The organism is Novosphingobium sp., from assembly GCF_036803765.1.
Classification (GTDB): Bacteria; Pseudomonadota; Alphaproteobacteria; order Sphingomonadales; family Sphingomonadaceae; genus Novosphingobium.
Genome location: NZ_DAIRTS010000007.1, coordinates 159,532 through 176,101, shown reverse-complemented (window position 1 = coordinate 176,101; position 16,570 = coordinate 159,532). Strand labels below are relative to the sequence as shown.

Genomic DNA, 16,570 nt, shown 5'->3' with positions numbered 1-16,570 from the left:
CGGCCGCCAATGGCGCGTTCCAGTCGGCCCCGCCCGCGCTGACCACCACTGATCCCCTGCAGCCGCGCTGGTGGCACCTCTACGACGACCCCGTGCTCGACACGCTCGAGGAACAGGCGCTGGCGGCCAATACCGACTTGCGCGTAGCCTTGGCCAACCTTGCCCGCGCCCGCGCTGTGACGGCCGCCGCCGAAGGCGCCAAGGAGCCGGACTTCGCCATTTCTGCCGGCGCTCAACATGCACGATTGTCGGGCGAACAATACCTGCAGCCCGAACAGTTGCCGGTGGCGGACATCGGTGATGTCGGTGCGCAGATGAGCTACCAGATCGACCTTTTCGGCAAGATCCGCCGGTCGGTCGAAGCCGCGCGTGCCGATGAAGCCAGCGTCGCCGCGACGCGCGATGCCGTGCAGGTCACCGTCGCCGCCGACGTGGCGCGGGCCTATGTCGGCGTCTGTGCCGCCCATGCCGCCGAGGACTTCGCCAACCGGGCGATCACGCTGCAGGGCAATCTCGTGTCGATCAACCGCCGGCTGGTCAGCGCGGGCCGCAGCGCCGCCCCCGATGTCACCGCCGCCGAGGCCCGACTGGCGCAGGCGCAGGCGCTGCTGCCAAGCTATCGTGCCGCGGCGCGCGCCTCGCTCTATCGCCTGGCCGCGCTGACCGGCAAGGTCCCGGCCGACTACCCGCGCGAGGCCGAAGCCTGCCGCGCCGTACCGCAGCTGAAAACTGCGCTTCCGGTGGGCGATGGCGCCGCCCTGCTCAAGCGGCGGCCCGACATCCGCGCCGCCGAACGGGAACTGGCGGGCGCCACGGCGCGGATCGGCGTGGCGACCGCCGACCTCTATCCCTCGATCGGGATCGGGCTGTCGGGTGGCTCGACCGGATTCCTCAAGGACCTCGGCCTGCCTGCCGCCAATCGCTGGTCGATCGGCGGTCTGCTGCACTGGACCATCCCCAACGCCGGGTCGCGCGCCCGCGTGCGCGGCGCCGATGCCGCCGCCGATGCCGCACTCGCGCGATTTGATGGCACTGTACTGGGCGCCCTGCGCGAAACCGAGACTGCGCTTGCTTCTTACGCCGAGGAGCATGATCGCCACCTCGCGCTCGAAGACGCGCTCAAGGCGGCGCGGACGATCGCGGACCAGAATCGCCGCCTGCGCGAGGCGGGCCGTGCTGCGGTCGTGGTCGACCTGGGTGGCCAGCAGGGCGTGATCGGTGCCGAAGCCGCGGTGCTCAATTCGCAGCACGAGATCGCCAACGACCAGATCACGCTGTTTCTGGCGCTGGGCGGCGGTTGGTAGGGGTTTGCCCCTCCACCACCCGCCATGCGGGCGGTGGAGGGGTATTACTTTAAGCCAGCAAAAGCGCCGGTGTCTCGATCAGCTTCTTCACCGCCTGCACGAAGCTCGCGGCATCCCAGCCGTCGACCACCCGATGGTCGCAGCTGATCGACAGGTTCATCAGCTTGCGCTTGGCGATGCGTTCGCCGCCCATGCCGTCGGACACGAACATCGGCCGCTCGACGATGCGGTTCGGCCCGATGATCGCCACTTCGGGGCGGTTGATGACCGGCGTCGTCGCCACGCCGCCCAGCGGGCCGAGCGAGGTGATCGTGAAGGTGGAGCCCGACAGCTCGTCGCTGCGTGCCGTGCCGTTTCGCGCGGCCTCGGCGAGGCGGGCGATTTCCTGCGCCAGTTGCCAGGGATTGCGATCCTGCGCATTGCGGATCACCGGCACCATCAGCCCGGCCGGCGTCTGCGTCGCCATGCCCAGATGCACGGCACCATGGCGCGTCACCACCCCGGCCTCGTCGTCGTAGCGCGCGTTGATCATCGGGAACTGCGGCAGCGTCCGGCACAGCGCCACGATCAGCAGCGGCAGCATCGTCAGGCGCGGACGGTCCAGGCCGGCGGCATTGAGCTGGGTACGCAATTCCTCGAGCGCAGTGACGTCGCATTCCTCGACATAGGAGAAATGCGGGATCGCACGCTTGGACGCGGCCATGTTCTCGGCGATGCGGCGGCGCAGGCCGACCACGCGAACTTGCTCGTCACCACGCGGCGCGGCTGCACCGGCATAGGCGCGATTGTAGGCGAGGAATTGGTCGAGATCGCCATGGCGCACGCGCCCGTCCTGCGAGGGGCGGACCTGCCCAAGGTCGATCCCCAGATCCTTGGCGCGCTGGCGCACCGCGGGGCTGGCAAGCACCTTGGCGGCGGGGGTGGTGCTTGGCCCTTCGACAGGCTCAGGGCGAACGGGGGTGGTTTCGGTGTTCCCATCCGTTCGGGCTGAGCTTGTCGAAGCCCCCCCGCCGGCATGCGCAGCGCCCGGCCCTTCGACAGGCTCAGGGCGAACGGGTGTAGCTTCGGTGTCCCCATCCGGTCGGGCTGAGCTTGTCGAAGCCCCCCCGCCGGCATGCGCGGCGCTCGGCCCTTCGACAGGCTCAGCGCGAACGGGGGTAGCTTCGGTCACTACATCGGTTTGGGCCGAGCTTGTCGAAACAGCTTCACCCTCGATCTCGATCTCCACGAGCACCGAGCCAATCGCGATCATGTCGCCGACCTCGCCCGCCACCGACACCACGCGGCCGGCGACCGGGCTTTCCATCTCGACGGTCGCCTTGTCGGTCATCATGTCGGCCAGCGGGCCATCCTCGGCCACCATGTCGCCGGGCTTCACGTGCCAGGTAACGATCTCGGCCTCGGCAATGCCTTCGCCGATGTCGGGCAGGCGGAAGGTAAATGTCGCCATGGGATCAGTCCTTCAGAAGTCGGTCGAGAGCCTGGCCGATGCGCACCGGGCCGGGGAAGTAAGCCCACTCGAGGCTGTGCGGATAGGGCGTGTCGAAGCCGGTGACGCGCTCGACCGGCGCCTCGAGGTGGTGGAAGCAATGCTCCTGCACCAGGGCGGAAAGCTCCGCGCCGAAGCCGCCGGTGCGGGTCGCCTCGTGGACGATGAGGCAGCGGCCGGTCTTCTCGACCGAGGCGCGGATCGTCGCGATGTCGAGCGGGACGAGCGAGCGCAGGTCGATTACCTCGGCATCGACGCCCTTCTCGCGGCACACCGCGTGCGCGACATGGACCATCGTGCCATAGGCCAGCACGGTCAGCGCCTCGCCCTCCTGGACGATGCGCGCCTTGCCCAGCGGCACGGTATAGTGGCCGGCGGGCACTTCGCTGTCGAGATGGCGGCTCCACGGCTCGACCGGGCGGTCGTAAGCGCCGGTGAACGGGCCGTTGTAGATGCGCTTGGGCTCGAAGAAGATGACCGGGTCATTGTCCTCGATCGCCGCGATCAGCAGGCCCTTGGCATCGTGCGGCGTCGCGGGGATCACCGTCTTGAGGCCGGCGACGTGCGTGAACAGCGCCTCCGGGCTCTGGCTGTGAGTCTGCCCACCAAAGATGCCGCCGCCGAACGGCGAGCGCACGGTCATCGGCGCGGTGAACTCACCCGCCGAACGATAGCGCAGGCGTGCGGCCTCGGAGACCAGCTGGTCGAGGCCGGGATAGATGTAATCCGCGAACTGGATTTCGGGCACCGGGCGCAGGCCGTAGGCGCCCATGCCCACCGCCACGCCGATGATCCCGCACTCGCTGATCGGCGTGTCGAACACCCGCGTCTTGCCGTACTTCTTCTGGAGGCCGGCTGTGGCGCGGAACACGCCGCCGAAGAAGCCGACGTCCTCGCCCATGACAACGACGTTCGGGTCGCGCTCCATCATGACGTCGAGCGCGTCGTTGATCGCCTCGATCATCGTCATGCGCCGGCTGGCGGGCGCCTCGCCACTTGCTGCTGCGCTCGGGCCGGTTTCGGCGCCGGGGGTCTCGCTCATGATCTGGTCCGCGCTCATGCTTCGTCCTCGCGCCATTCGGGCCATTTGATCCGGCGTTCCGCCATGGCCTGTTCGCTCTGTTCCTTGAGATGCCAGGGCAGCGTCTCGAACACGTCCTCGAACATCGTGCGGAACGGGTGGTGAAGGCCGTGGCCCAGCACACCGTTGGCCTCGGCCGCACGGGTCGCGGCCTTGACCTCCTCGGCCAGTTCGAGGTCCATCGCCGCGTGGCGCTCGTCGTCCCATTCGCCCAGCGCGATCAGGTGCTGCTTGAGCCGCGCGATCGGATCGCCGAGCGGCCACGAAACGCGCTCCTCGGCCGAGCGGTACTGCGCCGGATCGTCCGAGGTCGAATGCCCCTCGGAGCGATAAGTGAAGTGCTCGATCAGCGTCGGCCCGGCATTGCTGCGCGCGCGGTTGGCGGCCCAGCGGGTGGCGGCATAGACCGCCAGCGGATCGTTGCCATCGACGCGCAGGCCGGCGATGCCGTGGCCCACCGCGCGCGCGGCAAAGGTCTGGCGCTCGGCCCCGGCAAACCCCGAGAAGCTCGAGATCGCCCACTGGTTGTTGACCACGTTCAGCACGACCGGCGCGTTATAGACAGTCGCGAAGGTCATGGCCGAGTGGAAGTCGCCCTCGGCGGTGGAGCCCTCGCCCACCCAGGCCGCTGCGATGCGCGTGTCGCCCTTGATTGCCGAGGCCATGGCCCAGCCCACCGCCTGCGGCAACTGCGTGGCGAGGTTGCCCGAGATCGAGAAGAAGCCGAAGTCGCGTGCCGAATACATGATCGGCAGCTGGCGACCCTTCAGCTTGTCGCCCTTGTTCGAGTAGATCTGGTTGATCATCTCCACCAGCGGATAGCCGCGCGTCAACAGGATGCCCTGCTGGCGATAGCTCGGGAACACCATGTCGTCGGCCGCCAGCGCCATGGCCGGGGCAACCGAGGTCGCCTCCTCGCCAGTGCACTTCATGTAGAAGCTGGTCTTGCCCTGGCGCTGGCCACGGAACATGCGCTCGTCGAAGGCGCGGGTCAGCGCCATGTTGCGCAGCATCCGGCGCAGCGTATCGGCGTCGAGGCGCGGGTTCCACGGCCCTTGCGCCGCGCCGTCGAAATCGAGCACGCGGATCAGGTCGGTGCACAGCGGCCAGGTCTCGCGCGCCTCGCAGGCCTCGTCGGGCCGGGGCTGGGCGCCGGCGGCGGGGAGGCTGACCCCGGTCCAGTCGGGCGTCGCGCCGGGGCGTGCCTTGGGCTCTGGCACGTGCAGCGCCAGGGGCTGCTGGTTGGCTGTGGTGGCCATCGGTGGGCTTCCTCTCGTGTCGCCGCGTTCGCTGGCAGGATAACGCGGAACCGCTGGAAAGGGTTGCCAATCTCGAGCGTCGGAACGCGCAGGAAAACCGCTTTGCCCTATCCAAACCGCATCGCTTGGTGCAAACGCGCTTCATGGCCGACACTCCGCCCGAACTCGACTCCTGGGACATCCGCATCCTGCAATGCCTGACGCGCGACGGGCGCATGTCATGGCGCGACCTTGCCGAGGAAATCGGCCTGTCGCTGACCCCGACGATCCGCCGCGTCCGCCAGCTCGAGGCCGCCGGCCTCATCACCGGCTATTTCGCCCGGCTCGACGAGCGCGCGCTGGCAGGCAAGATGAGCGTGTTCATTTCCGTCACGCTCGAACGCCAGCAGCGCGAGGCGCTCGACAGCTTCGAGACGCAGGTGGCCGAACTGCCCGAGATCATGAGCGGGTTCCTGATGTCGGGCGGATCGGACTTCCTGCTGCGCTGCGTGGTGCGCGATCTCGATCATTACCGCGAGCTGCTGGAAAAGCTGACGCAGATCGCGGGCGTCGCCCATGTGCAAAGCAGCTTCGCGCTCAAGACCTTCATCAACCGCCCGGCCCCGCTCATCAGCGAGAGCCGCATCCGGCGCGCGCGATGAGCATAAAGGCGCAACGCCGCATCGGCCTCGTCCTGCTGGCGGGCGGACGCGGCACCCGTTTCGGCGGGGGCAAGCTGGCGGCCGAGCTGGCCGGGATGCCCGTCATCGCCCATGTCGCGGCGGCCACCGCCGGGCTGGTACTGGCGCAGCGCGTGATGGTGGCGGCGGCCGACGTACCCGACCTGCCCGGCTTCACGCGGCTGGCGCTCGACCCGCCGGGTGCGCCGCAATCGGCCTCGCTGACGCTGGGGATCGGCGCGCTGCAGGGCGTCGATGCCGCGCTGATCGCGCTGGCCGACATGCCGCTGGTGCCGCCCGACCACTTCGCCACACTCCTCGCCGCGTTCGACGGAGACCGGCTGGCCAGCCGCTGCGGCGACCAGACGATGCCACCGGCGCTGCTGGGCGCACACCACTTTCCCGCCCTTCAGGCCTTGCAAGGCGATCGCGGCGCCGGTGCCCTGTTGCGCGATGCGCCCTTCGTGCCGCTCGCCCCCGAACATGCGCTCGATGTCGATCGCCCGGAAGATCTGGCGCGGGCTGAGGCATGGCTGTGGCAATCGACCACCAAGCCTCTATAGGGCGACCCCATCCACACCCACGTCCACACCCTCACCGAGACCGCGCAGACCATGGCCCGCAAGTATTCCAAGCACGAACGCCAGTCCGACTGGATGCGCGAAGAGCCCGAGGACGAGGCAGCCCCGCCGCCGGTGCCGTGCTGGCTCTGCGGCCGACCGACGGGCAGCAGCGTGGTCTGGCACCATCCCGTGCCCAAGAGCCGCGGCGGACGCGATGTCGTGCCGATGCACCCGATCTGCCAGCAGATGCTCATCACGCAATTCACCAACGCCGAGTTGCAGCGTGCCGGCATGGACGCCGACGTGCTGCTGGCCGACCCTGCGGTGCGCAAGTTCGTCGACTGGGTGGCCAACAAGGACCCGGACTTCACCGCGCCCTTGGGGAAGAAGAAGCGTTAGACCGTCAAGCGTCAAGCGACACTTGACAAATCGCCGCTTTCACGCGACACTGTTCGGGTGGAAATAGACAGCATCGCACACAAGGGCTTGCGCCGGTATTTCCTCACTGGCGATGCGCGCGGGCTGGTTGGTGATGTCCAGCGGCTTCGCAAGATGCTGGTGTTCATCGACGCGGCGAAGACATTCGATGAACTGGCAGCGCCGCCAAACTTCGGCCTGCATCCGCTGACCGGCGATCGAAAAGGCACTTGGGCCATGACCGTTACGCGAAATTGGCGCCTGACATTCGTGGTCACGGCCAGCGGCGCATTGGCCGACCTGAACCTGGAGGATTACCATGGCGCTTGAGATGCATCGGTCGCTCGCCATCCATGTCGGCGACTGGCTGAAGACCGAAATCGTCGAACCTTCGGGCGCGAACGTGACCACGCTGGCCAGGCATATCGGTGTGTCGCGCCAGGCATTGAGCACCTTGCTCAATGCGCGCGCCAGTCTATCGGCAGACATGGCAATCCGGTTCGAAAAGGCTTTTGGCGTCAAGGCCGATACGCTGCTGCGCATGCAGACCGCTTACGATCTCGCGCAAGCCCGCGCACAGGAAGCCGACATCAAGGTTTCGCGATTCGCGGATGCCGCCTGACCGCGCTTACCCCAGCGGGTGCAGCGCCTCGTAGCGGGCCATGATTTCGGCGAGGGCCGACAGCGCCAGCACGCCCGGCTCGCGCGTGCGCGGGATCAGGCCGATGGGGCTGACGATGCGCACCAGCTGGCTTTCGTTGACGCCGCTGCGCGCCAGATCGTCGAGCCGGGCCATGCGCGCGCGCATCCCGCCCTGCGCGCCGATGTAAAACGCCGGTGTGTCGAGCGCCCATTGCAGCAGCGTGCGCTCCCACTCGTGATCGTGGAACAGAAGCAGCACCGCTGTCCATGGGTCGGCCGCCAGACCGGTCGGCGCGCGGCCGAGTGCAAGCCCGCTAGCCTCGTCCTTGGAACGGACCTGCGTGGCGATGCCCATGGTACGCGCGAGGTCCGCAACCGCCGTCAGCTCGATGCCCTCGCCAAACAGCACCAGCGACAGCGGCGGAATATAGTGCCGCTCGCGCAGCAGATGCGGCGGCGCCTCGGCCGGGACCGGCAGGGCGAGCGAGGCCGGCTGGCGGGCGTCGAGTGCGGCGACCGCTTCGGCAATGGCGACACGGTCGGGCGCGGAATCGAGCAGGATGTCGAGCCCGCCGCCGCAGGGCAGGCGAAAATCGATGATCGGCGAGCCCCGGCCATAGCGCTGCAGCTGCGGCGCAGTCCCTGCCCCCATCGCCGCAAGATCGCCGGCCAGCTGACGTTCGAGGCAGACGTCGGCGAGGCTCCCCGCCACGCTGTCGCCAGCTGCCGCCATCTGCGCGCCCACCCGGCGCGAAAAGCTGCCATCGATCCCGACCACGGTGCAAAGCCCCCGCCCGGCCTCGGCAGCGGCGCGCAGGGCGATGTGGTCGGTATGGATCATGGCATCCTTTCGCGCGAGGCAGGGGCGCGGGCGCCCAGTCAGCCGATCAGGTCGGCTGCCGGGATATAGTCATAGCCGAGGTCCTTCGCCACGGCTTCGTAGGTGACCCTACCAAAGGCTACGTTGAGGCCGTTGGCGAGGTGCGGATTGCGCGTGAGCGCGGCCTTCCAGCCGAGGTTGGCGATCGCCAGCGCGTGCGGCAGCGTCACGTTGTTCAGCGCATAGGTGCTGGTGCGCGCCACGCCGCCCGGCATGTTGGCGACGCAGTAGTGGACCACGCCGTCGACCACATAGGTCGGTTCGGCATGAGTCGTCGCATGGCTGGTCTCGAAGCAGCCGCCCTGGTCGATCGCAACGTCCACCAGCACCGCACCGGGCTGCATGGTCGAGAGCATTGCACGCGTGACCAGCTTGGGCGCGGCCGCGCCCGGCACCAGCACGGCACCGATCACCAGATCGGCCTCGGCAACGGCGGCGGCGATATTGGCCTTGCCGGCATAGAGAGTCTTGGCGCGGCTTTCGAAATGGGTCGCCAGCTTCTCGAGCACTTCGGGGCTGCGGTCGATGATCGTGACGTCGGCGCCCAGGCCCGTCGCCATTTGCGCGGCGTTGAAGCCGACCACGCCGCCGCCGATCACCACGACCTTGGCCGGCATCACGCCCGGCACGCCGCCGAGCAGCACGCCGCGGCCGCCATGCGCCTTTTCCAGCGCGGTGGCGCCGGCCTGGATCGCCATGCGTCCGGCAACCTGGCTCATCGGCTTGAGCAGCGGCAGGCCGCCCCCGGCGTCGGTCACGGTCTCGTAAGCGATGCACACCGCGCCCGACTTGACGAGATCGGCGGTCTGCTCCGGATCGGGAGCCAGATGCAGGTAGGTGTAGAGGATCTGGCCTTCGCGCAGCATGGCACGCTCGCCCGCCTGCGGTTCCTTGACCTTCACGACCATCTCGGCGCGCGCGAAGACTTCGGCGGCGGACATGACGATCTCGGCACCGGCTGCGACATAGGCGTCGTCGGCAGCGCCGATCCCGGCGCCGGCGCCGGTCTGGACCAGCACGGTGTGACCATGCGCGACAAGCTCGTGCGCGCTCTCGGGCGTCAGGCCGACGCGATATTCGTGATTCTTGATTTCCTTGACGGTGCCGACGATCATGACATGAACTCCCGTTGCGACCAGTTTTCGGCCTATGGGAGCAGGATACGCCAAATCGACCAGCGGTTCTTCCCTAAGTCCGCAGCCTGAACCGCCCCGAACGGGAAATTTCCGACCATTGGCTGGCTGTGGCGCAAATTCCTGTCGCGTGGCAGACTTATGTCAAATCTTGTCCCGCCAGCGCTCGCCGCGCATCAGCCCCGCGCCGGCAGCCCGGCGGCGCGCAGGGCAGCATGGGCCTCGGCGATCGAATGTGTGCCGAAGTGGAAGATCGAGGCGGCGAGGACGGCGCTGGCATGGCCCTCGACGACACCGGCGACCAGATGGTCGAGGCTGCCCACCCCGCCGCTGGCGATCACCGGCACCGGAACCGCATCGGCAATGGCACGGGTCAGTTCGAGGTCATAGCCATTGCGCGTGCCGTCTCCGTCCATCGACGTGACAAGCAATTCGCCCGCACCCAACTGGGCCAGCCGCTCGGCATGGGCCAGCGCGTCGATACCCGTCGGCTTGCGGCCGCCGTGCGTGAAGATTTCCCAGCGGCCCGGCCCGGTGCGCCGCGCATCCACCGAGCCGACCACGCATTGCGCGCCGAACTTCTCGGCGATCTCGCGCACCAGTTCGGGGCGGGCGACGGCGGCGCTGTTCACCGCGACCTTGTCTGCGCCGGCCAGCAGCAGCGCGCGAGCATCCTCAACCGCGCGGACCCCGCCGCCCACCGTCAAGGGCATGAAGCAGACCTCGGCGGTACGCGCGACGACGTCGAGCAGCGTGCCGCGCCCCTCGTGCGTGGCGGAAATGTCGAGGAAGCACAGCTCGTCCGCGCCGGCGGCGTCATAGGCGCGCGCCTGTTCGACCGGGTCGCCGGCATCGCGCAAATCGACGAAGTTGACGCCCTTGACCACGCGGCCCTCGGCCACGTCGAGGCAGGGGATGACGCGGACGCGGACGGTCATGGCGGATCAGCCTTGCGCGATGCGGATCGCCGCACCGAGATCGAGCCGCCCGTCGTAGAGCGCGCGGCCGGTGATCACGCCCTCGATTCCGTCGGCTTCGTGCACCTTGAGCATGGCGATATCGTCCACGCCCTTGACCCCGCCGCTGGCAATCACCGGCAGGCGCGTGGCGCGGGCGAGATCGACCGTCGCCTCGATGTTGCAGCCCTTGAGCAACCCGTCGCGGCCCACGTCGGTAAACAGCAGCGAGGCGACGCCGGCATCCTCGAAGCGGCGCGCCATGTCGGTGATCGAGACGTCGGAGACATCGGCCCAGCCCTCGGTCGCGACCATGCCATCGCGCGCGTCGACCGCGACGACGATGCCGCCGGGATAGGCGCGCGCCATGTCCTTGACGAAGTCGGGGTTCTTGAGCGCGGCGGTGCCGATCACCACGCGCGACACGCCGAGATCGAACCAGCCGTCGACCGCCACCGCGCTGCGGATGCCGCCGCCCAGCTGGACGTGGCCCGGGAATGCCTTGAGAATGCCCTCGACCGCATCGCGGTTGCGCGCCTCGCCGGCGAAGGCGCCGTCGAGATCGACGACGTGGAGATATTGCGAACCCGCCTCGGCGAACAGCATCGCCTGGTGCGCGGGATCGTCCCCGTAGACGGTAGCGCGATCCATGTCGCCTTCGGCAAGGCGTACGACCTGACCCCCCTTGAGGTCGATGGCGGGAAAAACGATCATGGCGGCGCGCCTAACATCACTTCGGCCGATGGCCAACGGGTTTTGCGCGAGCGCCCCTCACCCTGGAAAGACCACCACCGAACGCGCCCCCTCGCCCTGGCGCAGCCGGTCGAAACCGGCGTTGACCTCGTCCAGCGCGATGCGATCGGTCAGCATCGCGTCGAGATCAAGCACACCCGCCAGATAGAAGTCGACGAGCCGCGGCAGGTCCACCGGAAAGCGGTTCATGCCCATCAACGCGCCCTGCACGCGCTTGCCCTGCAGCAGGTCCATCGCCGAGAGGCCGACCTGCTGATCGGGCGGCAACATGCCCAGCACCGTGGCGGTTCCGCCGCGCTTGAGCACGCCGACCGCCATCCGCGCCGATGTGGCCTGCCCGACCGCCTCGATCGCATGATCGACGCCGCCGCGCGTCATCTCGACAATCGCGCCCGCCGCGCCATCCTCCGCCGGATCGATCACGTCGGTCGCGCCCAGCCGCGCGGCCAGCGCACGCTTCTCGGGCGAGGGATCGGCGGCAAGGATGCGCCCGGCGCCGGCGATCCGCGCGGCGTTGATCGCCGACAGGCCGACACCGCCGCAACCGATCACCGCCACGGTCTCTCCCGGCGTCAGCTTGCAGGCGTTGAACACCGCGCCCGCCCCCGTCGTCACCGCGCAGCCGAGCAGCGCTGCGCGGTCGAGCGGCATGTCGGGGCGGATGGCGACGCAGGCGTTCTCGTGGACCAGCATCGTCTCGGCGAGGCCCGAGACATTGAGCATCTGCTGCACCGGCGTGCCGTCGGGCCGTGCAAGGCGTGGGGCGGCGCCCTTCGCACGGCGGGTCGGGCCGCCTGAACACAGCGCGAGCCGCCCGGTGACGCAATACTCGCAAGTGCCGCAGAACGCGGAAATGCAAGTGACGACCGGATCGCCCTTGCGCACCCGGCGCACTTCGCTGCCCACCGCCTCGACCACGCCGGCGGCCTCGTGCCCCGGCACGATCGGCACGGGCGTGCGATACGAGCCGTCGATGAAATGCAGGTCCGAATGGCACAGCCCGCAAGCCGCGGTGCGGATGAGCACTTCATGGGGACCGGGCTGGTCCACCACCAGATCGGCGATCACGAGCGGCTGGCCCGCTTGTTCGAGGACGGCGGCCTTCATGGCGATATCGGCTCCCTGTGCGCGGCGTCGCGGCCTTCCGGCGAAGGCTATAGAGTCATGGCGTTTCGATGAAACGCCATGACTCTATAGAAATGTGCGATCGTGCGATTTTTGACAAAAACCGGTTCCCACTTTTTGTCATCGCACTCATGTGCCGTCCCTTTTTCGCAATCGGCCCGCGCGTCAACGCCCGGTGAAGGTTATCATCCAGAAATCGGGTCGCGTCCCGATGCGCAGCGGGAACGAGCCCGAGCCGACGCCGCCTGTGACGACGACGACATGGCCCTGCCAGTCGACCAGCCCGCAGCGGAACACCGGATCGTAGAGCGAGCGCCCGTCGATGAAACTGTGCGACGACGACAGCCCCGGCAGATTGACCTGTCCACAATGCGTATGCCCCGCGAGCAGGACAGGCACATCGGGCGGCAGCTTGCGCCCCAGGTTGGGCGCATGCTCGACGGCGATGATCGGACCACCCTCGGCACGCGCCAGTTTGAATAGCGATTTGGGTGCCTTGCGATGCCGCGTATAGCGATCGTAGCCGGCCAGCACGAGCGGACCCGCCTTGGCCACCTCGTTGCGCAACACGGTGATCCCGGCCTGTTGCAGTGCCGCCGTCACGCCTTCGGGATCGGTATCGCCATCGTGATTGCCGAGCACCGCGAAGACGCCAAGCGGCGCATGGAGCCGCGACAAGGGCGCGGTCAGCATCTCGATATGCACGGCCGGGTCGCCCGGCTTCTCGCCATTGACGAAATCGCCTGCCAGCATGATCACGTCGGGGTGTTCGGCCATGATCTGGTCGACAACGCGGTCCAGCCGCGCCGGCGACATGCCATGGTTGCCGACGTGGATATCCGATGCCAGCGCGAGCCTGACCCGCTTGCCGGCGAGTTCGGGCGCCGGCAGCGTGACCACGGCGCGTCGCACCACCGGGGGCCAGGTCTCGACCCAATAGCCCCAGGCTGCGAAGCCCAGCGCCGCGACGACGCCTGCCAGCATGAGCCAGAGGAACACACGGCGCAGCATGCGGCCAAAGGCGCGCGGGGAGGATGCCGGCCCCGGCGGGGCCATGCCGGGGTCGCTGCTCATCGGGTCAACCGCGGGTCAGTTCGCGCACGAAGCCGATCAGGCCGGTCTGGCGGGCGCGCTTGAGACGCTCGGCCGCGAGGATCTGGCAGATCTGGCCATAGCAGGCATCGACGTTGTCGTTGACCACGACATAGTCGTAGCCGTCCCAGTGACTGATCTCGGCCTGTGCACGGGCCATGCGCGCAGCGATCACTTCGGCGCTGTCAGTGCCGCGCCCGGTCAGGCGGCGGCGCAGTTCCTCGATGCTGGGCGGCAGGATGAAGACGCGGACCACGTCCGCCTCGGCCTTCTGGTAGAGCTGCTGCGTGCCCTGCCAGTCGATGTCGAACAGGGTATCGAGACCCTCCTTGAGGCGCGCCCGGATCTGCGCCTTGGGGGTGCCGTAGCAATGACCGAAGACTTCGGCCCATTCGTAGAATTCGTTGTCCTCAACCATGCGGTCGAATTCGGCACGGTCGACGAAGTGATAGTCCTTGCCCTCGACCTCGCCGGGGCGCGGCGACCGCGTGGTCACCGATACCGACATCGCGATTTCGGCGTCGTGCTCGAGCAGCCGGCGCGCGATCGTGGTCTTTCCTGCCCCGGAGGGCGAGGACAGAATCAGCATCAGCCCGCGGCGATGAAGGGCGTCGGGGCCATGGACGCCCAGGGCGTGATGGTCGCTGGAGGAACGTGCGCTGTCGGCCATGAACGCAGATGGCCCATGGCCGGGCGGGCGGTCAAGCCCGTGCGCGCCGCTTTTCTCGCAAATGCGAAATGTAAAACCCGCAGGTGCGCCGGTCAGCGGACTTTCTTGGGGGGCACCTTGCCCTGCAGTTCGGCATGGATGCGCTTGGCCTTGCGCCGGTCGTAAAGCGCCTTGGCCATCAGTCCGCCACCAACGAAGATCGCACCGGGAACCGAGCGCGTCGCCACCTTGGCGAGCGCGGTCCCGACAAGGCTGCCGGCAAGCGAGGGTCCTTTGACGGTGTTGGCGGCGCGGCCGAACGGCAGGGCGCGGGCAAGGACGCGCCCGGTAGGGCCGCGCTGCAACAGCTTGGTTCCGGCGCGCAGGGCGATGTCCGTCAGGATCATGGTGGTCAGCGGGCTGGCCACGGCCGCTTCTGCGCCCGCTTCGACCGGCGCCGGTGCGGGTGACGGGGTGGGCGCCGGATGCCCGGCATCGGCGCGGCGCACCTCCTGCTTGTCGGTGTCCTTTGCCTTCTTGCCCAACCAGTTCTTCGCCATGTTCACTGCCCTGTTGCCAAAGGCCTGCAGCAAGCCGGGCGGCGGCGGCAGGCGTTTACTTCTTGCGGCCGAAATCGACCGTGACGACGTTCGAGCCGTCATCGCTGCCCTCAACGGCGGGCTGACCGGAAGTTTCCCCGTTGCCCGACACATCGTTGCCGGCATCGTCGCGCATGTCCGCCTCGTCGGCTTCTTCGAGGTCGTCGGCGGCTTGGAACTGCAGGCCGAAATCGACCGCGGGATCGACGAAGGCGGTGATCGCGCGGAACGGCACGACCAGCGTGGTCGGCACCTGGTTGAAGGTCAGGCCGACGCTGAAGCCGTCTTCCTCGACCTTGAGGTCCCAGAACTTGTTCTGGAGCACGATCGTCATCTCGTCCGGGAAGCGTTCCTTCAACCGGTTGGGGATCATCACGCCGGGCGCGCCGGTGCGGAAGGTGATGTAGAAATGGTGCGGGCCGGGCAGGACGCCGCCGGACGCCTCCACCTGGCCAAGCACGCGGCCTACCACCGCGCGCAGGGCCTCCTGCACGATTTCGTCATAGGGGATCAGGCTGTCGGGGGCGTCGGTCATGGGTTCAACACCTGACCGCGAGGCGGCTTGCGGTCAAGAGGCGATGGATACCCGTGCCCCGTTTGGGCGGCCATTTGGTCGGACAGCGGGTGATTGATTCCCGCCGTTGACTGCGTATAGCCGCTTGCCATGCGCACTGGATCGATCGCCCGCACCACTCACGAGACCGACATCAAGGTCAGCGTGAACCTCGACGGCACCGGCGTCTATGACGTCAACACCGGGATCGGCTTCCTCGATCACATGATCGAGCAGTTCTCGCGTCATTCGCTGATCGACGTGACCTGCCATGTGAAGGGCGACCTGCACGTCGACCAGCACCACACCACCGAGGACAGCGCGATCGCGCTGGGCCAGGCGATCCACCAGGCGCTGGGCGACAAGAAGGGCATCGCCCGCTACGGCGCGACCTATTCGCCGATGGACGAGGCGCTGGCACGCGTCGCGCTCGACATTTCGGGCCGCCCGATCCTGGTGTGGAAGGCCGCCTTTACCCAGCCGCGCCTCGGCGAGATGGATACCGAGCTGTTCGAGCACTGGTTCCAGTCGATCAGCCAGGCCGCCGGGATCACGCTGCACATCGAATGCCTCTACGGCAGCAACAACCACCATATCATCGAGGGCATCTACAAGGGCTTTGCCCGCGCGATGCGCCAGGCGGTGGAGATCGACGCGCGCAAGGCCGACGCCGTGCCCTCGACCAAGGGCATCCTTGGTGGCTGAAACGCTCGCCCTGATCGACTACGGCGCGGGTAACCTGCGCTCGGTCGCCAACGCGCTCACCGTGGCGGGCGCGGAAAACCTCGTGGTGACGTCCGATCCCGAAGTGGTGCGGCGGGCCGATCGCATCGTCCTGCCCGGCGTCGGCGCCTTCCGCGCCTGTGCCGAGGCACTGCGCGGCGTCATCGGCATGGTCGATGCGCTGGAAGAGCGCGTGCTGGTCGATGCCATGCCGTTCCTGGGGATCTGCGTCGGCATGCAGCTGCTCGCCACGCGCGGCGTCGAATACGGCACGACCGAGGGGCTGGACTGGATCGGCGGCGAAGTGCGCCGGATCGAGCGCGCCGATCCCTCGATCAAGGTTCCACACATGGGCTGGAACGACGTGGCCCCGATGCATCACGCCGATGGCGCGGCCCTGATCGCGCCGGGCGAGGCCTATTTCCTGCATTCCTACCATTTCTCCGCCGACGAAAGCAGCGACGTGGCGGCGATGACCGACCACGGCGGCGGCCTCGTCGCGGCGGTTGCGCGTGACACCATCCTCGGCGTCCAGTTCCATCCCGAGAAGAGCCAGGCCTACGGGCTCGAACTGCTGGCTCGGTTCCTCGCCTGGAAGCCCTGAGGCCTTCGACAACCTGCCTTACCGCCACGGCGATCCCCTGGAACCACAGGCAGAATCAGGGCTTTCCTTCCTGACCGTTGCAGGAAGGA

The 16,570-nt window shown here is 68.1% G+C and carries 20 protein-coding genes; 8 read left to right on the top strand and 12 right to left on the bottom strand.

The features are described 5' to 3' along the window. A partial coding sequence (locus V7Q48_RS06990; RefSeq protein ID WP_333837111.1) for an efflux transporter outer membrane subunit occupies positions 1 to 1,304 on the top strand: 1,304 nt, incomplete at its 5' end. Positions 1,305 to 1,353: 49 nt separating this feature from the next. Here the strand turns inward: V7Q48_RS06990 and V7Q48_RS06985 are convergent. From V7Q48_RS06985 to V7Q48_RS06975, 3 genes are all read right to left on the bottom strand, one after another. Then, positions 1,354 to 2,754, bottom strand: coding sequence for a dihydrolipoamide acetyltransferase family protein (locus V7Q48_RS06985; protein WP_333837108.1), 1,401 nt, complete (start codon positions 2,752 to 2,754; stop codon positions 1,354 to 1,356). A gap of 4 nt (positions 2,755 to 2,758) precedes the next feature. After that, positions 2,759 to 3,763 carry an alpha-ketoacid dehydrogenase subunit beta gene (locus V7Q48_RS06980; protein ID WP_333837128.1) on the bottom strand — a complete coding sequence of 335 codons (1,005 nt, stop codon included), beginning with the start codon at positions 3,761 to 3,763 and terminating at the stop codon, positions 2,759 to 2,761. Between the two features lie 86 nt (positions 3,764 to 3,849). Beyond that, positions 3,850 to 5,133, bottom strand: coding sequence for a thiamine pyrophosphate-dependent enzyme (locus V7Q48_RS06975; protein ID WP_333837107.1), 1,284 nt, complete (start codon positions 5,131 to 5,133; stop codon positions 3,850 to 3,852). 143 nt (positions 5,134 to 5,276) lie between these two features. Between V7Q48_RS06975 and V7Q48_RS06970 the strand changes: the two genes are divergently transcribed. Genes V7Q48_RS06970 through V7Q48_RS06950 form a run of 5 tightly spaced genes read left to right on the top strand, consistent with a single transcriptional unit; the run spans position 5,277 to position 7,394 of the window. Continuing rightward, positions 5,277 to 5,774 (top strand): Lrp/AsnC family transcriptional regulator, encoded by a 498-nt coding sequence (locus V7Q48_RS06970; RefSeq protein ID WP_333837105.1) that lies wholly within the window; start codon positions 5,277 to 5,279, stop codon positions 5,772 to 5,774. Next, positions 5,771 to 6,355, top strand: coding sequence for a nucleotidyltransferase family protein (locus V7Q48_RS06965; protein ID WP_333837104.1), 585 nt, complete (start codon positions 5,771 to 5,773; stop codon positions 6,353 to 6,355). The genes V7Q48_RS06970 and V7Q48_RS06965 overlap by 4 nt, the downstream gene beginning before the upstream one ends. A 51-nt stretch (positions 6,356 to 6,406) precedes the next feature. Then, positions 6,407 to 6,754 carry a hypothetical protein gene (locus tag V7Q48_RS06960; RefSeq protein WP_333837101.1) on the top strand — a complete coding sequence of 116 codons (348 nt, stop codon included), beginning with the start codon at positions 6,407 to 6,409 and terminating at the stop codon, positions 6,752 to 6,754. Between the two features lie 57 nt (positions 6,755 to 6,811). Next, the gene (locus tag V7Q48_RS06955; protein ID WP_333837100.1) at positions 6,812 to 7,102 is read left to right on the top strand and encodes a type II toxin-antitoxin system RelE/ParE family toxin; all 291 of its coding nucleotides are present in this window, start codon (positions 6,812 to 6,814) and stop codon (positions 7,100 to 7,102) included. Beyond that, positions 7,092 to 7,394: a HigA family addiction module antitoxin gene (locus tag V7Q48_RS06950; RefSeq protein WP_333837099.1), complete on the top strand. Its 303-nt coding sequence runs from the start codon at positions 7,092 to 7,094 to the stop codon at positions 7,392 to 7,394. The genes V7Q48_RS06955 and V7Q48_RS06950 overlap by 11 nt, the downstream gene beginning before the upstream one ends. A gap of 6 nt (positions 7,395 to 7,400) precedes the next feature. Here the strand turns inward: V7Q48_RS06950 and V7Q48_RS06945 are convergent, their stop codons facing one another. The 9 genes from V7Q48_RS06945 to V7Q48_RS06905 all read right to left on the bottom strand — a co-directional run bounded on the left by V7Q48_RS06945 (position 7,401) and on the right by V7Q48_RS06905 (position 15,136). After that, complete coding sequence (locus V7Q48_RS06945) at positions 7,401 to 8,255, bottom strand: XdhC family protein (RefSeq protein ID WP_333837097.1); 855 nt, start codon at positions 8,253 to 8,255, stop codon at positions 7,401 to 7,403. 38 nt (positions 8,256 to 8,293) lie between these two features. Then, positions 8,294 to 9,409 (bottom strand): alanine dehydrogenase, encoded by a 1,116-nt coding sequence (ald, locus tag V7Q48_RS06940; RefSeq protein ID WP_333837096.1) that lies wholly within the window; start codon positions 9,407 to 9,409, stop codon positions 8,294 to 8,296. Between the two features lie 194 nt (positions 9,410 to 9,603). Beyond that, positions 9,604 to 10,365, bottom strand: a complete 762-nt coding sequence (gene hisF / locus V7Q48_RS06935) for an imidazole glycerol phosphate synthase subunit HisF (protein WP_333837095.1) — start codon at positions 10,363 to 10,365, stop codon at positions 9,604 to 9,606. Between the two features lie 6 nt (positions 10,366 to 10,371). Beyond that, on the bottom strand, positions 10,372 to 11,097 hold the full coding sequence (hisA, locus tag V7Q48_RS06930) for a 1-(5-phosphoribosyl)-5-[(5-phosphoribosylamino)methylideneamino]imidazole-4-carboxamide isomerase (RefSeq protein WP_333837093.1): 726 nt from the start codon (positions 11,095 to 11,097) through the stop codon (positions 10,372 to 10,374). A 57-nt stretch (positions 11,098 to 11,154) separates the two neighbouring features. Beyond that, positions 11,155 to 12,243, bottom strand: a complete 1,089-nt coding sequence (locus V7Q48_RS06925; protein WP_333837092.1) for a Zn-dependent alcohol dehydrogenase — start codon at positions 12,241 to 12,243, stop codon at positions 11,155 to 11,157. Between the two features lie 183 nt (positions 12,244 to 12,426). Beyond that, a complete protein-coding gene (locus V7Q48_RS06920) occupies positions 12,427 to 13,335 on the bottom strand; it encodes a metallophosphoesterase (protein WP_333837091.1) in 909 nt (302 codons plus the stop codon). 4 nt (positions 13,336 to 13,339) lie between these two features. After that, on the bottom strand, positions 13,340 to 14,023 hold the full coding sequence (gene gmk / locus V7Q48_RS06915) for a guanylate kinase (protein WP_333837090.1): 684 nt from the start codon (positions 14,021 to 14,023) through the stop codon (positions 13,340 to 13,342). A gap of 92 nt (positions 14,024 to 14,115) precedes the next feature. After that, on the bottom strand, positions 14,116 to 14,562 hold the full coding sequence (locus V7Q48_RS06910) for a hypothetical protein (protein WP_333837088.1): 447 nt from the start codon (positions 14,560 to 14,562) through the stop codon (positions 14,116 to 14,118). Between the two features lie 55 nt (positions 14,563 to 14,617). Beyond that, a complete protein-coding gene (locus tag V7Q48_RS06905; RefSeq protein WP_333837086.1) occupies positions 14,618 to 15,136 on the bottom strand; it encodes an SspB family protein in 519 nt (172 codons plus the stop codon). A gap of 129 nt (positions 15,137 to 15,265) precedes the next feature. On the opposite strand from V7Q48_RS06905, the gene hisB reads away from it, so the two are divergent. Then, on the top strand, positions 15,266 to 15,859 hold the full coding sequence (hisB, locus tag V7Q48_RS06900; RefSeq protein WP_333837085.1) for an imidazoleglycerol-phosphate dehydratase HisB: 594 nt from the start codon (positions 15,266 to 15,268) through the stop codon (positions 15,857 to 15,859). Further along, positions 15,852 to 16,481 (top strand): imidazole glycerol phosphate synthase subunit HisH, encoded by a 630-nt coding sequence (gene hisH, locus V7Q48_RS06895; protein ID WP_333837083.1) that lies wholly within the window; start codon positions 15,852 to 15,854, stop codon positions 16,479 to 16,481. The genes hisB and hisH overlap by 8 nt, the downstream gene beginning before the upstream one ends. Positions 16,482 to 16,570: the final 89 nt, after the last annotated feature.